The organism is Neptunicella plasticusilytica (assembly GCF_047922965.1).
In the GTDB taxonomy this organism is placed as follows: Bacteria; Pseudomonadota; Gammaproteobacteria; order Enterobacterales; family Alteromonadaceae; genus Neptunicella; species Neptunicella plasticusilytica.
Window position 1 is genome coordinate 766,584 of sequence record NZ_CP150481.1, and the last position, 17,089, is coordinate 783,672.

The following is a 17,089-nucleotide window of genomic DNA, read 5'->3' on the forward strand; positions in this document are numbered from 1 at the left end:
ACTCTAGGAGGCGACTGGCATACCTCATCACGACTTTCTGAATGGAGAAGTCACATTTTGTCTTAGCGACTGCAGCATAAGAGTAATCTGCGGCGCGACCACTCCGACAGAGATTAACAGGCAGGCAAGTATCTTGACGCTGTCGATGATTTCAGCGTGGAATATATGACTTCCCAATAAGCTAAATACCGGCACCAGCAACACCAGCGGCGAAACAATGCTTAACGGGTACTTAACCACCAGATAATTCCATACCCAGTAGCCGAACAGGGTAGTGGGGTAGGCCTGAAAAAGCACCGAAAACCAGGCGTTGGTATTCATCTGTTGCGGTAAAGCCGTGATTGGCTCGATACCACTGGTGAGTAGAGTCAATACAACCAGCGGGACGGGGATCCAAAGCATGCCCCACACGCTAAATGAAAATACTGTTTTGGGCTTGGCTTTTTTGACAATCAGGCCGGTAATGGCCCAGAAAAATGCCCCGGATAGGGCCAGTATCACCCCTGCAAAAGACACCATTCCATCCTGAGCAAAAGTTAAAATGCCCAGGCCGAGCGTGGCGAGTGCGACACCAATCCAGGTTGACTGGGCAATCTTCTCCTTTAAGGCCAGCCATCCGACCAGAATGCTGAAGATAAAGCTTGTTTCCAGCACCAGACTCGCGACCCCGGCGGATAGTCCCAACTCAATTGACCAGGTCACCAGTCCCCACACCCCGGTGCCAAATGACAGTCCATACAGAAACAAGTAACGGCTTGGTACTGCCGGTTTGCGGATAAAAAATATCATCGGAAACACCGCAAAGAAAAAACGCATCGCCACCAATAACAAAGGATGCACCTCTGATACACCGAGTTTGATCACTGAAAAGTTAAATCCCCACAGCGCCATCAGCACAAAGCCTATGCTGGAGTCCCTGAAATTCATGTTGTTGCACCTCTGATTGCTGATATCCAGAAGCTGACGTTAGCAATAGCGGTGAGCATAAATAATATACACAAACCGCCAATATTAGGGGTACAGATGTGAACCTGAAACGCACCGAAAGCTGACTTAGATGACAAAATACCGGTTGATCAGCTTGTGGTATCCAGAGTCGAGGGCATTCAGGTGCCTGGGGCAGAACTTTTTATAACCTGTTGAGTATCATCACGCTTAAACAAATATCGGGGTTGGCGTTTGCCATTTAATAACGCACCGATAACAGTAGAGCGCACAAACAGATCATAAAGCAGGATGGATAAAGCCAGAGTGATGCCACAGATGCCTATCCATTTAACTGTCCAGTGAAGGGGTAACTCGGCGACAGCAACTTGTAACCAGATCACTATCGGCAGGTGGATTAGATAAAGCCAATAGGATGAGTCTGCAATGAAGCGAATAAAATTGCTGGAACGGGTAAAAACACGCTTGCACAGGCCTAGGCTAAGCGCAATGAGCGCCCACATCATAATGGCGTAATTGAGCAAAAAAGCGGCCTTAATCAGATGATATTGAGGGTGACTAAATTGCCCCTCGAATTTGGACAATACAACGCTGGCAATACTGGCCATGATACATAAGGCGAATTTGAACCAGCTCAGGCGCGCAAAGTGTTGTAACAGCTCTGATTGGCGCTGAAGTAGCCAGCCAAATAGAAAAAAACCTGCGTATATCAATACTACAGGTATAGCCGGAATTAGCGACTTGTCCGGTGTATCCATGCCCCAATGGTCCATAAACCATAGACAACCTGCGGTGGGAATGGCAACCGCCAATATCGCCAGACGGGATTGGCACAGCCATGCAATGATACTGTCAGACAATGGCGCCAAGACAGGTTGTAGCGGTTGGTAACTTACGACCACACGACGGATCACAATAACACTGACCGAAATCACTAACAGATAATATAAAAACCATAAGTGGGTACCCACCAATAAGTCTTTCGGGATATCGGTTAATACGCGTAAACCTTGTGAGAGTGCTGAGCCAATGTCTGCCTCACCCCGCATACTTTCGGCGCCCATTATCCAGCCAGATACCAGCATTGGACGGAGTAAAAACCAGCCTAATATAAAGGGAATTCCAATTCGGACTAACCGTGAAGCGAGAAAAGCGGGTAAACCTTGTTGGTGGAACTTCATATGGGCAAAGAAACCGGCAATCAAAAAGAACAGTTCCATTCGGAATGAGTGACTGATGATGACAAAATCCGGGATTAACTCACTGGTGGAGATATCCATCACCGCCCAGCCGATATACATCGGCATAAAGGATAAGCTGGCGTGGAAAAAAATGCCTAATATTAAGGCTATGCCTCGAACCGCATCAAGATAGTCGAGCCTGCTATTACTTGGTAAGGAATTACTCATGGCGCTATTTCACTTTATTGATTTTTCAAACAAAGGGCTTTGCGAACAAAGCCCGCATACAAAGGCCTAGTAAAAACCGACTTCATCAATGACAAAATCGAAGGGCGCATTTTGCATGGCATAAGCAACGATACTGAGGCTATTGAGTGTTGCTGAATTGAGAGGAGTTTGTTCTGACCAGCCACGTTGCATGGCAGTAAAAGGTATTTTTACTTCATGAAACTGGTTATCTGCTGGCACCACAACAGGCGCGCTATGAAAATCAAAATTGCTGATCTCGGTACTGTTGGCCGAAATCGACATATTGCCACTGTTGATTTTAACCAGCAGTCGAATACCGGTGAATTCACTGGCATCTTCAGGCACACCCATCGCGCCAAGGGGTAATACTGAACTGGCCCATCCCGGCTGTCCTCGCGGCGGTACAATGTTACCTTTTATATTTAGCATGCCTGCTGATACGTCTGAATCGAGCTGGGTTTTACCGCCGGCCACTGTGTCACTCATAAATTGTCGTTCTATGCCTAAGCTGTTAACTTTTGGCTTGCTAAAGTCATCAACTAGTTGAGGTAAAGACGCGCTCCAAACGCCATTTGAAATAGCCAGCAAAGAGGTTAAGGCACAAGCTCTGGCCAGTTGAATCGCGGTTTTATTAAAGGTTTTCATCATATTGTCTCCAATTGAAAGTTTTTCGGTATTAAAGTTTTATTGCCGCATTGCAGCGTTGTTGAGTAAGTGCCTTAATGAAGAATAAAGGTGACAAAGAAATTAAGATTTTTTGCAAAACTAAAAAGTGTGATTAATTTACATAAAAAATTGTCACCTTTTACCGCGAGTTCGGCACATAGTGGAATAGAACGATAAATTGAGACTGATACCTATGTTTAGAAAGCGAAGCCTGATAACTGATTCGAACGATGCAACTCTGGTGATGTGTTCACTGGGGGGAGACCGCGATGCGTTTTGCGAAATTGTCAGGCGTTATCAGAATTTACTTTGTTCCCTGGCGTACTCCGCGGTCGGCGACGTCAAGCATAGCGAAGACATTGCACAGGAGACCTTTGTTGATGCATGGAAAAAACTCGATACTCTGCGCGACCCGGAAAAACTGAAGTCCTGGTTGTGTGGAATATTACGTTTTAAGGCCAGTCATCATCGTCGCAAAGAACATCATCAGCCGGTTAAGGATGCTGAGGAAGTCGAAGACCACAATATTGTCGCGGCACAAAATGCAGGAATGGATGAGCAGGCTATTCAGCAACAACAACAGACATTGCTTTGGAAAGTGCTGGATGGCATGGAGGATACCTACCGGGAACCGCTGGTCTTATTCTATCGTGAGGAACAGTCGGTTGAACGGGTGGCTGCGGCGCTGGAATTGTCTGAAGATACTGTCAAACAGCGTTTGTCCCGTGGCCGCAAGTTACTCAAAAGAGCCATGGCTAATGTGGTGGAAGGTACTTTAACCAGCAGCAAGCCCGGCGTGGCATTTACTGCCGGTGTTTTGGCCATTATCAGTAGTATTCCCGCTCCTGCAAAAGCCGCAGTATTGGGAGGAGGAGCGGCGAAAGCGGGTAGCTTGTTCAAATCGGCAAGTGTGTTGACCTTTCTGGCGTCCTGCTCTGGGCTGATCAGTGCTTTCTTTGGCTTTCGTGCCAGTCTCGACCAATCCCGTACCCAACGGGAACGCAAGCTTGCTATCAAGAGTCTGGTGTGGTTTATGTCCTTTGCAGCCGTTTATGTGGCAGGCAGTTTTACCTTCAAATATCTCGCATTCAGTTATAGCAACTATGCCGGATTTTATACTGCCGCTTCATTGGTGCTGGTATTGTTGTTTGTGACCAGTTATTTAATGCTAGTCTCTTGCATGTTTACCGCCATGCGCACACTTAGAGCGCAAGAGCGGTTATTTCAGCCACAGGCTTTTCTCGATCAAGCCGACCAACCAAACTCAAAGCAGCGCGAATACAAAAGCGCGTTACAGCTTTGGGGTGTACCGTTAATTCATTTTCAGTTTGGTATGCCAGAAGTGACTGATAAACCTGCTTTTGGCTGGATTGCCGGGGGTAGTAGTGCACGAGGATTATTGTTTGCCTGGGGCGGCGTTGCCATTGCGCCCATTAGTGTGGGGATTGTCTCCGTTGGCATCATCAGTATTGGCGCTGTCGGTTTTGGCGTTGTGGGTCTTGGCACCGTAGCCATTGGCATTATCGGTTTTGGTGCCTCGGCGATTGCCTACAAAGCCTATGCGTCCCTTTCTGCTTTTGGCTGGGAAAGTGCCTTCAGTGGCGGGTTTTCGATAGCTTCTGATGCAGCCATCGGGCCGTTTGCCTATGCCACCCAAATCAACAATGAGCAGGCAGCGCAGATCATTAACCTAACCATGCTGGATCTGAGCTACCAATGGCTACTGGCCGCGATCGCGATACTGGTTATCGTGCCTGCTGTTTGGCATTCCCGTAAAGTGAGGCAACGGATGAAACAGGTTGTGCGCTAGCATCTTATCCGAAGGAAATTAAGAGCATTGCCGCCCGTCTGGGCGGCACGATGCATAGCTAAAGGACAGCGCTATGGGAACTGGTCAGCGGCGTTGATAACGCTCAAGATGAGTTGGCAGTTGCTAACTAGAAAGGCGACAGCAGGGTTTTCAGTGCCGGTCTTAGTGCCAATAAAACCGTATCTTTTTGCAGCTCCGGATATAAAAATCGGCGTAATAACAATCCGCCCACCATGGCAAACATCACATTGATCCGGGCATCCAGTTCCTTGTCGGTAACATCTTTAACCAGGCTGCGTTCACCGGTAAGCAAGCGGCGCATTCTTGCCCTGGCCTGGGTATCGGACTCCTGTAACAGAAAAGCCACTTTTTGATTACGCGCGGCTTCTGCCAGCATTTCCAGTTCCAGCGCGCCTTGCTCCGCATCCATATGGCGATCGACACCCTCATCTGCACCATCGAGCATCACTGTAAGCAAATCGCCGGGATGATCTTCGAACTGTTGAAACTTGGAGAACATTTCCTCCATATCATGCTGGATAATAGCCTCGATGATGGCTTCTTTGCTGGCAAAGTAATTGTAAATATGACCGGCACTCATGCCCGCCGTTTTGGAAATCTCGGCCATACCGGCACCGTGATAGCCTTTGCGCCGAAAGCAGTCAGCGGCTGCTGTCAGTATTTGTTGCCGGCGCGCTTTGGCCAATTCCGGGTCGGTATGTCGCTTGCTATTTTTATCTGTCATTAGATATTCCAGTACCGGGCAAAAAGCCCGGTGATAAAGCTCTATTTAATGGCAACGGGCGCGCTTTGCCAACCGCCGCCAAGCACTTTATACAAACTAATCTGGCTGGCAAGTAAAGCTTGCTGTCCACTGATAAGTTGTTGTTCGGCTGCATACCAGTTGCGCTGTGCATCCAGTACTTGCAGATAACTGTCTGCACCTTGTTTAAAACGCTGGTCAGACAAATAAAAACTCTGCTGCTGACTGTCAGCTAACTCCCGTTGTGCTGTCAATTGCGCCGCATAACCTTGTCGATCAGCCAGGCTGTCAGAAACCTCGCGGAAAGCCTGCTGAATTTTTTGCTGATAAGTTGCCAGCGCGACCTGCTGCTGTGTTTCGGCCACTTCCAGATTGGCCTGTGTTCGACCCATATTAAAAATAGGCATGTTGATAGATGGAATAAAGCTCCAGGTTCCCGAGCCACCTTTAAACAGGTTATCCAATTCTGCCGAAGCCGTGCCGGCATTAGCGGTTAAACTGATGCTAGGGAAAAAAGCGGCTTTAGCAATGCCGATATTGGCATTAGCGCCCAACAGGTCGTGTTCTGCTGCTTTAATATCTGGGCGCTGCTGCAATAAATCGGATGGCAAACCGGCAGGTAATTCAGGCAAGTCGAGCAGTTTGTTTAAGGGCTGATCGGGTAGCAACTCGCTGGAGACTGGACTGCCCGCTAATAAATCCAGCGCATTTTTATCCCGCTGCAATACTCGTTGATACTTTGCTATATCGACTTTGGCGGTAGCCACAGTGCCTTGCAGCTGATGCAGTGTTAACGCCGATGCAGCACCCAACTCATAACTTTTTTCGGTCAAAGTTAAACTTTGTTGCCGACTATTCAGCGTCTCTTTCGCTAGCTCTAGCAATTGCTGATCGGCCGCATAGGTTAACCAGGCGTTGGCCAACTCTGCTACCAGACTGATCTGGCTGCTGCGCTGTGCTTGCTCAGTAGAATAAAGTTGCTGCAACGCCACTTGTGACTGATTGCGTACTTTACCCCACAGATCCAGCTCATAGGAGGTGATACCCACTGTGGCACTGTATTGCTGACTGATTTGGGCAGTACCGCTGGCAGTTAAATCACCGGGCAGCCGTTGTCTGTTGCCGGAGGCATTCAACTCCAGCGCCGGATACAGTGCTGAATCTTCAATCTGGTATAAGGCTCGCACCCGCTGCACATTCAGTGCAGCGATTTGCAGATCTTTATTGTTATCCAGGCTTTGCTGAATTAACTGCTGTAGCTTGCGATTATCAAAAAACTGCAGCCAGGGCAATTCAGCAGCGTTGCCTGCAGTGTTGTTGGTGGCAATATCATAATTGCCGGGTACCGGTAAGGTGATGGCCTGTTGCTCGGGTGCCAGTTGGCACCCATTTAACATCAGTGCGGTCAAACACCCCAGAGTTATTGAACCGAATCTCATTCTGCATTCTCCTCTGCGACTTTATGTTTGCCCGGGAATATACGGCGCACCAGTACAAAAAACAGCGGTACAAACAATATTGCCAGGATAGACGAGGCCAAGGTGCCGCCAATGACGGCAATACCCAGTGCATTCTGCGCACCTGAACCGGCACTGGAAGCCAGCGCCAGGGGCAAAACACCACAGATAAAGGCCATCGACGTCATCAATATAGGGCGTAACCGCAAACGCACGGCCTCAATAGCAGCCTCGACTAAATCCAGTCCCTGTTCCATCCGGTGGATGGCAAACTCTACAATTAGTATGGCATTTTTGGAGGCTAATCCGATGGTAGTCAGTAAACCGACTTGCAAATAAATATCGTTAGATAAACCGGCAAGCCATGCCGCCATCGTTGCTCCGAATACCCCTAAAGGTACAATCATCATAACCGATGCCGGTACCGACCAGCTCTCGTAAAGTGCAGCCAGACACAGAAATACCACTAGCAACGACAACGCGTAAAGTAATGGCGCTTGCCCACCGCTCAGGCGTTCTTCGTACGAGATACCTGTCCACTCAAAGGCGATACCGGCAGGCAGCTGTTTTACCAGCCTTTCCATTTCATCCATTGCCTGTCCTGTGCTGTATCCAGGCGCAGCCGCACCCTGGATTTCCATCGATGAAAAGCCGTTATAACGTTCCAGTCGCGGCGAACCATATTCCCAGTGTGAGGTGGCAAAAGCAGAGAAGGCAACCATCTCTCCCTCGGCATTACGGACATACCATTTGCCCAGATCTTCGGGCACCATACGACTGGAAGCGGAACCTTGCAGAAAGACTTTCTTCACCCGTCCGCGGTCAATAAAGTCATTAACGTAACTGCTTCCCCATGCCGTGGATAAGGTGCTGTTAATATTGCTCTGACTGACGCCAAAAGCTTCAGCTTTGGCCAAGTCAATATCCAGTGACAACTCCGGCATATCTTCCTGCCCGTTGGGGCGTACTCCTGCCAGGATTGGGCTTTGGGCCGCCATACCTAACAGCTGGTTACGTGCTTGCAATAATTGGTTATGGCCAACACCTGCTCTATCTTGCAGGTACATGGCAAAACCGTTAGCAGTGCCTAATTCAACCACTGCCGGTGGCGCAAAAGCAAAAACCAGTGCTTCTTTTATACCGGAGAAAAAGCCCATTGCCTTGCCTGCCACAGCACTGACCGACAAATCATCACGTTGACGCTCATCCCAGTGTTTTAAATTCACAAAGCCTATTGCCGCATTCTGGCCTGAACCGCCAAAACTGAAGCCGGTGACGGTAAAAATAGCCCTAACTGCCTCGGACTGGTCGTTGAGGAAATGGTTTTCCATTTTCTCCACCACTTGCAAGGTTTGTTCGGTAGTTGAGCCGGCAGGTAACACCACCTGATTAAACAGGATGCCTTGATCTTCATCAGGTAAAAAGGCAGAAGGAAGCTGACTAAAAATATAAACCATGCCACCAAATATCAGTGTATAACATAGCAAATAGCGTTTGCTTTGTTTGATCATGCGGCTGGCAAAACTTTGCGTGCCTTTATTGGTGCGATCGAAACCACGGTTAAATCCGGAGAAGAATTTACCAATCAATGAGCCATTAGTATGTACATGGCTGGGTTTCAACAAGGTGGCACATAGGGCCGGTGTCAGGATCAACGCCACCAGTACCGATAAACTCATGGCCGATACCAGCGTAATCGAGAACTGGCGATAAATAACCCCGGTGGAGCCACCGAAAAAGGCCATTGGCACGAATACCGCAGACAGCACCATGGCGATCCCGACCAGTGCGCCTTTAATTTCATCCATTGATTTACGGGTTGCTTCGATGGGCGACAATTTCTCTTCGGTCATAACCCGTTCGACGTTTTCTACCACAACAATTGCATCATCCACCAGCAGGCCAATTGCCAATACCATGGCAAACATCGTCAAGGTATTGATCGAATAGCCAAAGGCCGACAAGATGGCAAAGGTGCCTAATAACACCACGGGAACCGCGATGGTAGGAATGAGTGTGGCGCGGAAGTTTTGCAAAAACAGATACATGACCAGAAAAACCAGTCCGACAGCTTCAATCAGGGTACTGACTACTTTTTCGATCGACAATTTTACAAAAGGCGTGGTGTCATAGGGAACCACCGATTTTAATCCGGCTGGGAAGAAAGGCTCCAGATCTGCCAGGGCTTTTTTAACGCCTTCAGCGGTATCCAGTGCATTGGCACCACTGGCCAGTTTAACCCCTAAACCCGAGGCTGGCTTGCCGTTAAACCGGGCGACTACGCCGTAGTTTTCACCGCCTAATTCAACTTTGGCCACATCGCCTAAACGCACAACGGAGCCGTTGCTGTTGGTCTTAACCAGAATTTGGCGAAATTGTTCAGGCGTTTGCAGACGGCTTTGCGCGGTGACAGTGGCATTAAGGCGCTGACCCTCAACCGCTGGCATACCGCCTAACTGTCCGGCTGATACCTGGGCATTCTGGGCACTGATGGCGGCACTGATATCGGCAGGCGTGAGTTTGTAGCTCTGCAGCTTGGCCGGATCCAGCCAGATACGCATTGCGTATTGCGAGCCAAACAGCTGGACTTCACCGACGCCATTAACCCGCGAGATGATGTCCTGCACGTTGGAAGCAACGTAATCACCGATATCGATATTCGACATGCTACCGTCTTCGGATACAAAACCGGCCACCAACAGGAAGTTGCGCGCCGATTTGGCCACCGAAACGCCCTGACGTTGTACTTCTTGTGGCAACAGCGGCGTGGCCAGTGCCAGTTTATTCTGAACCTGCACCTGAGCAATATCCGGATTGGTATCGGCAGTGAAGGTGAGTGTCAGGTTCATCGAACCGTTAGATTCAGAGGTGGATGACATATACATCAGGCCATCCAGTCCTTTCATTTTTTGTTCTATTACCTGGGTTACGGTATCTTCCAGTGTCCGCGCAGAAGCTCCGGGATAGTTAGCACTAACACTGATTGCTGGCGGTGCAATAGACGGGTACTGCGCGATAGGTAGCCCTCTGATTGCCAGCACACCGGCCAGCATTACAACGATGGCCAGTACCCAGGCAAAAATCGGTCTATCGATAAAAAATCGTGACATCAGTAATCTCCGTTATTGGGTGTTAGCGCTAGAGGAACTCGCAGGACGGGCCTGAACGGATGCTCCCGGACGAACTTTCTGCAGACCTTCAACAATCACCTGATCGCCTGCGGCCAAGCCTTTTTCAATCAGCCAGTTCGAACCTATAGTGCGGTCAGCCTGTAATACTCTGGCTTCCACTTTGCCCTGTTTATTAACCACCATAGCGGTAGCCTCACCCTTACTGTTGCGGCTGATACCATTTTGCGGGGCCAGGATTGCTTCAGCTTTCACTCCTTCAACAATCACGGCGCGTACATACATGCCGGGCAATAACAGTTTTTCAGGATTATCAAATTGCGCCCGCAAGGTGACAGATCCAGTACCGGGATCGACTGTCACTTCCGAGAATTGCAATGTACCGGTATGGCTATAGGTAGAACCGTCTTCCAGTTTTAACTTCACTTGTGCCTGATCGGAAGCGTTACTATTTATCGCACCTGAGGCCAAGGCTCGCTTTAACTCAAGCAGTTCGGCGCTGGACTGGGTCAGATCCACATAGACGGGATCCAGTTGGGTCACAGTGGCTAATGCGTTTGTTTGATTGGCACTGACCAATGCACCGACTGTTACTGCCGATTTGCTGATCTGTCCGCTGATGGGGGCCGACACTTTGCTGTAGTCCAGATTGATTTGTGCGGTTTTCAATTGTGCCTGCGCCGTTAATAAATCCGCCTCGGCTTGCTTGTAAGTGGCATCCGCTTCATCAAAATCTTGCTGGCTGACCGCCTTGATTTTCAATAATTCGGTATAGCGTGCGGTTTTGGCTTTGTTGCTGGCAATGCTTGCCTGTGCCCGTGCAACAGCCGCTTTTGCGCTGGCTAAATTAGCTTCAAAGGTGGCCGGTTCAATCTGATATAGCGGCTGGCCGGCTGTCACCTCCGTTCCTTCGGTAAACAGACGCGATTGCACAATACCGCTGACCTGAGGGCGGATCTCGGCAATTTGTGACGCGGCGATACGTCCGGGTAATTCTTTGGTCAGGGTAACGGTCTGACTTTTTAATGTTACCACGCCGACAGGCACGGCTTGCGCCGCCGGCGCTGCATTTTGTTGTTCCTGGCCACAACCGGCCAAAGCAACAGAGCCCGCCAGGGCTGAAAGGGCAAAAAATAAGGTGCGGGAACGCTGCATGTGAATACTCTCCGTTTAGAATGAACGTTCATTCTAACTTTGTTCTGTATAGATTACCAGCGCTATTTAACCCGTGATAAGTGGCATTGGTCGCATATCGTTAAGCATATTAGCTGGTTAAAGAATTTTCTTTTCAGTCCTTGTTATGCTCGTCAACTAATAACTGCGCGATTAAATTAGCAGAGGCTAATAACAGGCTTGTATTTAACCAACATGCCCCAATTAGTAAATTAATGCCCACTAGCTAAGGAGATTTAATATGTCCGACCCAACTTACACCCCCCCCAAAGTCTGGTCATTTGACGCAGAAAATGGTGGCGAATTTGCCAGTATTAATCGGCCCACCGCCGGACCGCGTTTTGACAAAGAATTGCCTCGAGGCAAACATCCTTTCCAGTTGCATTCTCTGGCAACGCCTAATGGGGTGAAAGTTTCTATTATGTTTGAGGAGTTGCTGGCAGCGGGTTTTAGTGATGCCGAATACGACGCCTACCCGATCAGGATCGGAGATGGCGACCAGTTTGGCAGTGGATTTGTCAACATTAACCCGAACTCTAAAATCCCGGCCTTGATCGACACGACCACGACCCCCGAAACGCGAATTTTCGAATCAGGCTCTATCCTGCTATATCTTGCGGACAAGTTTGACGCCTTTATTCCAGTTGATCATGCCGGCCGCACCGAGTGCCTGAACTGGTTATTCTGGCAAATGGGTAGCGCGCCGTTTTTAGGCGGCGGATTTGGGCACTTCTATAAGTACGCGCCGGAGAAATATCAGTATCCGATTGACCGTTACACCATGGAGGTAAAACGCCAACTGGATGTGCTGGATAAGCAGCTTGCCAATAATCAGTATATTGCCGGTGATAGCTATACCATTGCTGATATTGCAATCTGGTCCTGGTACGGCCAAGTCGCATTGAATAGAGCCTATGAAGCGGCGGAGTTTTTACAGGTGCATGAATATAAAAACGTTTTACGCTGGGCCAACGATATTGATCAAAGACCTGCTGTGAAGCGAGGGGTGAAGGTTAATCGGACCTGGGGCGAAGAAGAAGAACAGGTACCTGAACGTCATCAGGCAGCTGATCTGGACTGATTCTGTAGCTCCGTTAATAAAGCCGCCACCTGCAATTCAGGTGGCTTTTTTGTCGTTAACAGCCGCTATTTATTCACATAAAACGGAATATTGGCGTTGGCGACTTTATTATCCTCACTGCGGATCGTCACAAATAACCGGTACGCACCGGATTGGGCGGGAGCGGTAAAAGAGAGGTTGCCGTCACTATCCTGGCGATTGAATAGACCCGTTAAAGGTTCGGGACGTGCTTCCGGATCGCCACCTGCTTTAATATCGGTGCTTTCTGGCAGGATCTCCCAACTGACAGTTAATTTGTCATTGCCGTGATCAATAATATCTACCCTGGCCTGATTTTGGCTGTCTGGTTGCAGATGAATACTGTCAATCGCATGTTGTTCATTGATGCGGTAGTCATCGATGGATGGGGCGCGATTGGCTGGCCATTCTCCTGTCCACAAGTATTGTAGGCTGTCGACAATTTCATTCGGGTAACCCTGTTCGGTAAATACGCCATACCAGGTTGGGGTGGTTTCCTGTTTTTGCCCCCATAAAAAAGCATAGGAGCCTAAGGCTCTTTGGGGCGCTCCCAGCACGCCACCTTGATAACGGCTGCGATAGGAAGCGGCTTTTTCGCTACTGGTTTGCTCTATCGGTACATCCCAGTCGGTTTTGGCGACTTCCCAGTGGCCGGTTGGTCCCCATTCAGTGACCGAATATGCACCCTTATAGCCATAATCCAGTAGTTGTTGCGGTAAGGCTTCGAGTCCGCCGTAGGTATTAATACTTAAATAATCGATGCTGGGAACCCGTTGCATAATCAGTTCGGTTTTGGCTTTATCAATACCGGCGGTAACCGTGGTAACCAGATGATTGGGATCCAGCTGTTTGATCATCTGGGCGATATCTTCGATGGCGTACCAGACATTGGTATTGGTATAGAACAAGTCGACTTCGTTGCCTATACCCCAAACTAGCAAGGCCGGATGATCTTTGTATTTGAGTACTTGCTGGCGAACCTGTTCTTTTTGCGCGGCGACCGCAGCGGCATCATCGTAATCAAAACCATGACGTTCATGCCCCAGCCGTAAACCCATCATCACGGTTAAACCGTTGGCCTGGGCACTATCCAGTACTTGCTGCGCGTTATCGGTACTCCAGGTACGCACTGAGTTGCCGCCAGACGCTTTTAGCAGCGCCATATCGCCGCTGCCGCCACCGCCTTTAATAAAGTAGGGCTGATCGTTGCGATAAATTTGGTACTGGCCATTTTCCTGTACCAGACGACTTTTAACCGGATGATCACTGTGTTGTTGGACTATCTGTTGTTGGCAGGCCGGTAGTAATAACAATGACAAACTGACCAGAAAGCTTCGCGAAATAATAGGCATAAGTAGGTTATTCCTGCTGCAAATAACAAATAGTTATTTGTTAAATATAAAATGATAGCGCTTACATTAGCTCGTAAGTGACTACCGATGCAAAATATTTTCGAGTTCAACCAATTACCTGTTGACCTTAACCTAACTTGAGGTTTTAGCATTCATGGCAGATTTTCATGAATTCTTAACTGTAAAGGAAGACTTATGTCACAACTTGCCAAGTACAACAGCAATAAAACCTTGGTGGAAACCTGGTTCAGCCGGTTTTGGGGCAATCCTGCTGATCTGTCGGTGATTGACGATTTACTCGCTGATGAGGTGGTAGTGGATTACCCCAAGCGTTCGATGCTCAAAGGGCGTGATCAGGTGCGCCAGTTTATGCAGCATTTCCGCGCCGCCTATCCGGATCTGCATTTTTGGCCAGTGGGTGAATTGATTGCCGAAGGGGACTACGTGATTGGTCGCTGGGATGGTCTTGCCACTCACACTGGTGCTGCGTTTGATGATCCTGTTGTCGGAGTGCCGCAAGCAAACTCCGGACTCAAATTACGCTTTACCGGGGGAACCATCCGCTTTCATATTGTGAATGGTAAAATTATTGAAGAGCGGGCCCGCGAACAGGCTCTCATGGTCATACCCTCGCTCGATTTCCGATATCAATGTCGCTAGCAGTGGTGAATATGAAAAATAAATAGCCTCTAGTTGCCAAGATACATTTGCTTACTATTGCTATGGACAAGCTTGGCTATTTTTCTTCTAGCGGGTTTTCTGTTCTGTTTAAGCTTCCATTAAATTATTAGCTGACTAAAAATAATTTAATTCAGCCTTATTTTAAAAAAAGACTGTACAGTGAAAAAATGTGTGGTTAAAGTGTAAGCAGAATTGTCAGAATTTGTACGACCTTTTTGGCCATTGGCATTCTCGATAATAGGCATTCCATCTAAAACTAAAAAAATTCAAGGGGAATAATTGTGTCAGAGCATACGAATAAATATTGGTTGTTAGCGGCGATGTCAGCTGTCGTCTTGCCTCTAAGTTCCATGACCTACGCGGCGGAAGATAGCGCTGAAGATCCGGACGCCGAAAAGTTTGAGCAAATCACTGTGACGTCGTCGAGAAGGATTCAGACCATTCAGGATGTACCCGCCTCGGTAACGGCAGTAAATCCCGAATCATTTCTTAATACCGGATTGAGCTCGATAGGCGATATTATTGATTATACCGCCGGTTTCAATATTGATCGCGGCAATGGTCAACGAGGACGAGGTTCGATTGCAGCCCGTGGTGTCAGTCAAACCGGTTCAACTGCTGTGACAGCCATCTATGTAGATGATGTGCCTATGACCAGTAATAGCGGCTTTGCCGAAGGCGGCACATTGTTTTTTGACGGATTGCTGGGTGATGTTGAACGGGTTGAGTTAATTAAGGGACCTCAAGGTACCTTATTTGGTGCCACAGCGATTAGTGGAGCCATCCGTTATATCAGTAAAGAACCTGCACTGTTTGATTCACGCGGCAGCATTACCGCAGATATTTCGACTATCAAGGACGGCGGCGTTAACAAACAGTATCGTGGTTTTTACAGTTTCCCCATCGTTGAAGATAAGCTGGGACTGACGTTGTCAGGATTCTCCTCGGATGATGCAGGATATGTGGATCAGGTTGATCCGGCTACGGGGGAAGTGTTGCGCGAAGACGCCAATGACTCGGAGAACTATGGTTATTCTGCTGACCTGTTTTATGAAGCATCCGAAGATTTAAGTTTCAGAATCAAGGGGCTCAAGCAAAAGTCTTCCTTTGGCATGGGATCGGCAGTCAGAATTGCCTCGCTGGATAAAGATGAAGCTTATGGCAAGCTCAAAGGTGACGATTCTTTTGGTAGCGACGAGATGGAAAATACCATGCTATCGGCCAGTATGACCTATGAGTTTAGCGGTGCGACTCTGGATGTGACCACCAGCGATGTTGAATACGAGGTTGTGCGCAGTGTTGACTACACCCAGATTTACGGCCCCTATCTGGATCTGTTGGCAGGCAATCCTCCCGGTACCACGACTTCGGCACCCGTCACCTACGATATTTATTCGGAAAAGCAGGTGCATGAAGCGCGCTTGACCTCAAAAAATAACGACAAGTTTGAGTGGATTGCGGGTTTATATGCCGCTGATGAGTCGACCAATAACCAGCAATCATTAATCGGATTGCCAACCAATATTGTCGGTTTGATTGCATCCTTTCCCAGTGAATATGAAGAGGTTGCGGCTTTTGGTAACCTGACCTATTACGTGACGCCCGAGTTTGACGTGACGGCCGGTGTGCGTTTAGCCAAAACTGAACTAGCATTACGCTTTATTCAGGATGGCCTGTTGCTACAAACGTCTGATGAGCAACTGGAAACCGCCAAGGCAGATATTCAAACCTATTTGCTGACCACCCGTTACCGACCCAACAAAGACACGTCTTTTTATGCTCGTATCGCCAGCGGCTATCGTCCGGCGTCGTCGAACTTATCATTGATTGATCCGGTAACGGGCGTACTGCTATCGCAACCAACAATAGAACAGGACGACATGTGGAGTTATGAGGTCGGGGTAAAAGGCGATATGGATAATCGCTGGTTTAGCTATGACACCAGTTTATGGTACATCACCTGGGATAATTTCCAGTCGCAAGTTTATTTTAACGGCTTGGGTACCGAAGGTAATGCTAAAGACGGTGTGACGGCTTACGGTTTTGAAGGCGCATTTACCATTAATCCCGGTAATGGCTTTAGTGTGACGACGTCAGTGGCGTATTCACGTAGTACTCTAAATGAGGATGAGCCACAACTATATGGACTAAAAGGTGCTGATTTAGCCGGTGTACCCAGATGGCGGGCGACATCCGTTGGCCGTTATGATTTTGAATTAGCTAATGGAACCGATGCCTGGGTTGGTGGAGGTTTCCGTTATACCGGTAGTTCGCCCTCCAGTTTTGTTAACGGCGATGAGACTAACCCGCTGGTCAATATTGATAGTGATAAGATATTGATGGTTGATCTGAATGCGGGGCTTGAATGGGAAAGTATCCAGCTTAATTTCTATATCAATAACCTGCTTAACAAAGAAGCTTATAGCGGCTATACCGCCAGAGCAGTGCCGGGAACGGACACTTTCAATATAACGGGGATTCCGCTGCAACCCAGAACAGTAGGTGCCAGTCTGACTTATTCATTTTAACTCGATTGGAAAGTCCCATCGCCGGGCCGGGTAACAACGGCCTGTGCATGGAGACGG

General features: G+C 48.5%; 12 protein-coding genes. 4 read left to right on the forward strand and 8 right to left on the reverse strand.

Translation table 11 applies throughout. The features are described from left to right. Window positions 1-27: 27 nt before the first annotated feature. From V1467_RS03470 to V1467_RS03480, 3 genes are all read right to left on the reverse strand, one after another. A complete protein-coding gene (locus V1467_RS03470) occupies window positions 28-927 on the reverse strand; it encodes an EamA family transporter (protein WP_416307412.1) in 900 nt (299 codons plus the stop codon). Between the two features lie 179 nt (window positions 928-1,106). Continuing rightward, entirely contained in the window at window positions 1,107-2,354 is a 1,248-nt protein-coding gene (locus tag V1467_RS03475; RefSeq protein WP_416307413.1) for an acyltransferase family protein, read from the reverse strand. Window positions 2,355-2,420: 66 nt separating this feature from the next. Next, window positions 2,421-3,023 (reverse strand): CIA30 family protein, encoded by a 603-nt coding sequence (locus V1467_RS03480; protein ID WP_416307414.1) that lies wholly within the window; start codon window positions 3,021-3,023, stop codon window positions 2,421-2,423. Window positions 3,024-3,234: 211 nt separating this feature from the next. On the opposite strand from V1467_RS03480, the gene V1467_RS03485 reads away from it, so the two are divergent. After that, window positions 3,235-4,851, forward strand: coding sequence for an RNA polymerase sigma factor (locus tag V1467_RS03485; protein ID WP_416307415.1), 1,617 nt, complete (start codon window positions 3,235-3,237; stop codon window positions 4,849-4,851). A 127-nt stretch (window positions 4,852-4,978) separates the two neighbouring features. Here V1467_RS03485 and V1467_RS03490 read toward each other — a convergent pair whose 3' ends face one another. From V1467_RS03490 to V1467_RS03505, 4 genes are read right to left on the reverse strand one after another with little or no spacing between them, the layout of a single operon-like run. Next, window positions 4,979-5,596, reverse strand: coding sequence for a TetR/AcrR family transcriptional regulator (locus V1467_RS03490; RefSeq protein ID WP_416307416.1), 618 nt, complete (start codon window positions 5,594-5,596; stop codon window positions 4,979-4,981). Window positions 5,597-5,637: 41 nt separating this feature from the next. Beyond that, the gene (locus V1467_RS03495) at window positions 5,638-7,053 is read right to left on the reverse strand and encodes an efflux transporter outer membrane subunit (RefSeq protein ID WP_416307417.1); all 1,416 of its coding nucleotides are present in this window, start codon (window positions 7,051-7,053) and stop codon (window positions 5,638-5,640) included. Beyond that, window positions 7,050-10,181 (reverse strand): efflux RND transporter permease subunit, encoded by a 3,132-nt coding sequence (locus V1467_RS03500; protein ID WP_416307418.1) that lies wholly within the window; start codon window positions 10,179-10,181, stop codon window positions 7,050-7,052. Before V1467_RS03500 ends, V1467_RS03495 begins: the two co-directional genes overlap by 4 nt. A gap of 12 nt (window positions 10,182-10,193) precedes the next feature. Then, window positions 10,194-11,354, reverse strand: coding sequence for an efflux RND transporter periplasmic adaptor subunit (locus V1467_RS03505; RefSeq protein WP_416307419.1), 1,161 nt, complete (start codon window positions 11,352-11,354; stop codon window positions 10,194-10,196). A 259-nt stretch (window positions 11,355-11,613) separates the two neighbouring features. On the opposite strand from V1467_RS03505, the gene yghU reads away from it, so the two are divergent. Next, window positions 11,614-12,453, forward strand: a complete 840-nt coding sequence (gene yghU / locus V1467_RS03510) for a glutathione-dependent disulfide-bond oxidoreductase (protein WP_416307420.1) — start codon at window positions 11,614-11,616, stop codon at window positions 12,451-12,453. Window positions 12,454-12,518: 65 nt separating this feature from the next. Here yghU and V1467_RS03515 read toward each other — a convergent pair whose 3' ends face one another. Beyond that, entirely contained in the window at window positions 12,519-13,823 is a 1,305-nt protein-coding gene (locus V1467_RS03515; RefSeq protein ID WP_416307421.1) for a glycoside hydrolase family 2 TIM barrel-domain containing protein, read from the reverse strand. Between the two features lie 195 nt (window positions 13,824-14,018). Here V1467_RS03515 and V1467_RS03520 point away from each other — a divergent pair, with 195 nt between their 5' ends. Beyond that, the gene (locus V1467_RS03520; protein ID WP_416307422.1) at window positions 14,019-14,483 is read left to right on the forward strand and encodes an ester cyclase; all 465 of its coding nucleotides are present in this window, start codon (window positions 14,019-14,021) and stop codon (window positions 14,481-14,483) included. A gap of 302 nt (window positions 14,484-14,785) precedes the next feature. After that, a complete protein-coding gene (locus tag V1467_RS03525; protein ID WP_416307423.1) occupies window positions 14,786-17,032 on the forward strand; it encodes a TonB-dependent receptor in 2,247 nt (748 codons plus the stop codon). Window positions 17,033-17,089: the final 57 nt, after the last annotated feature.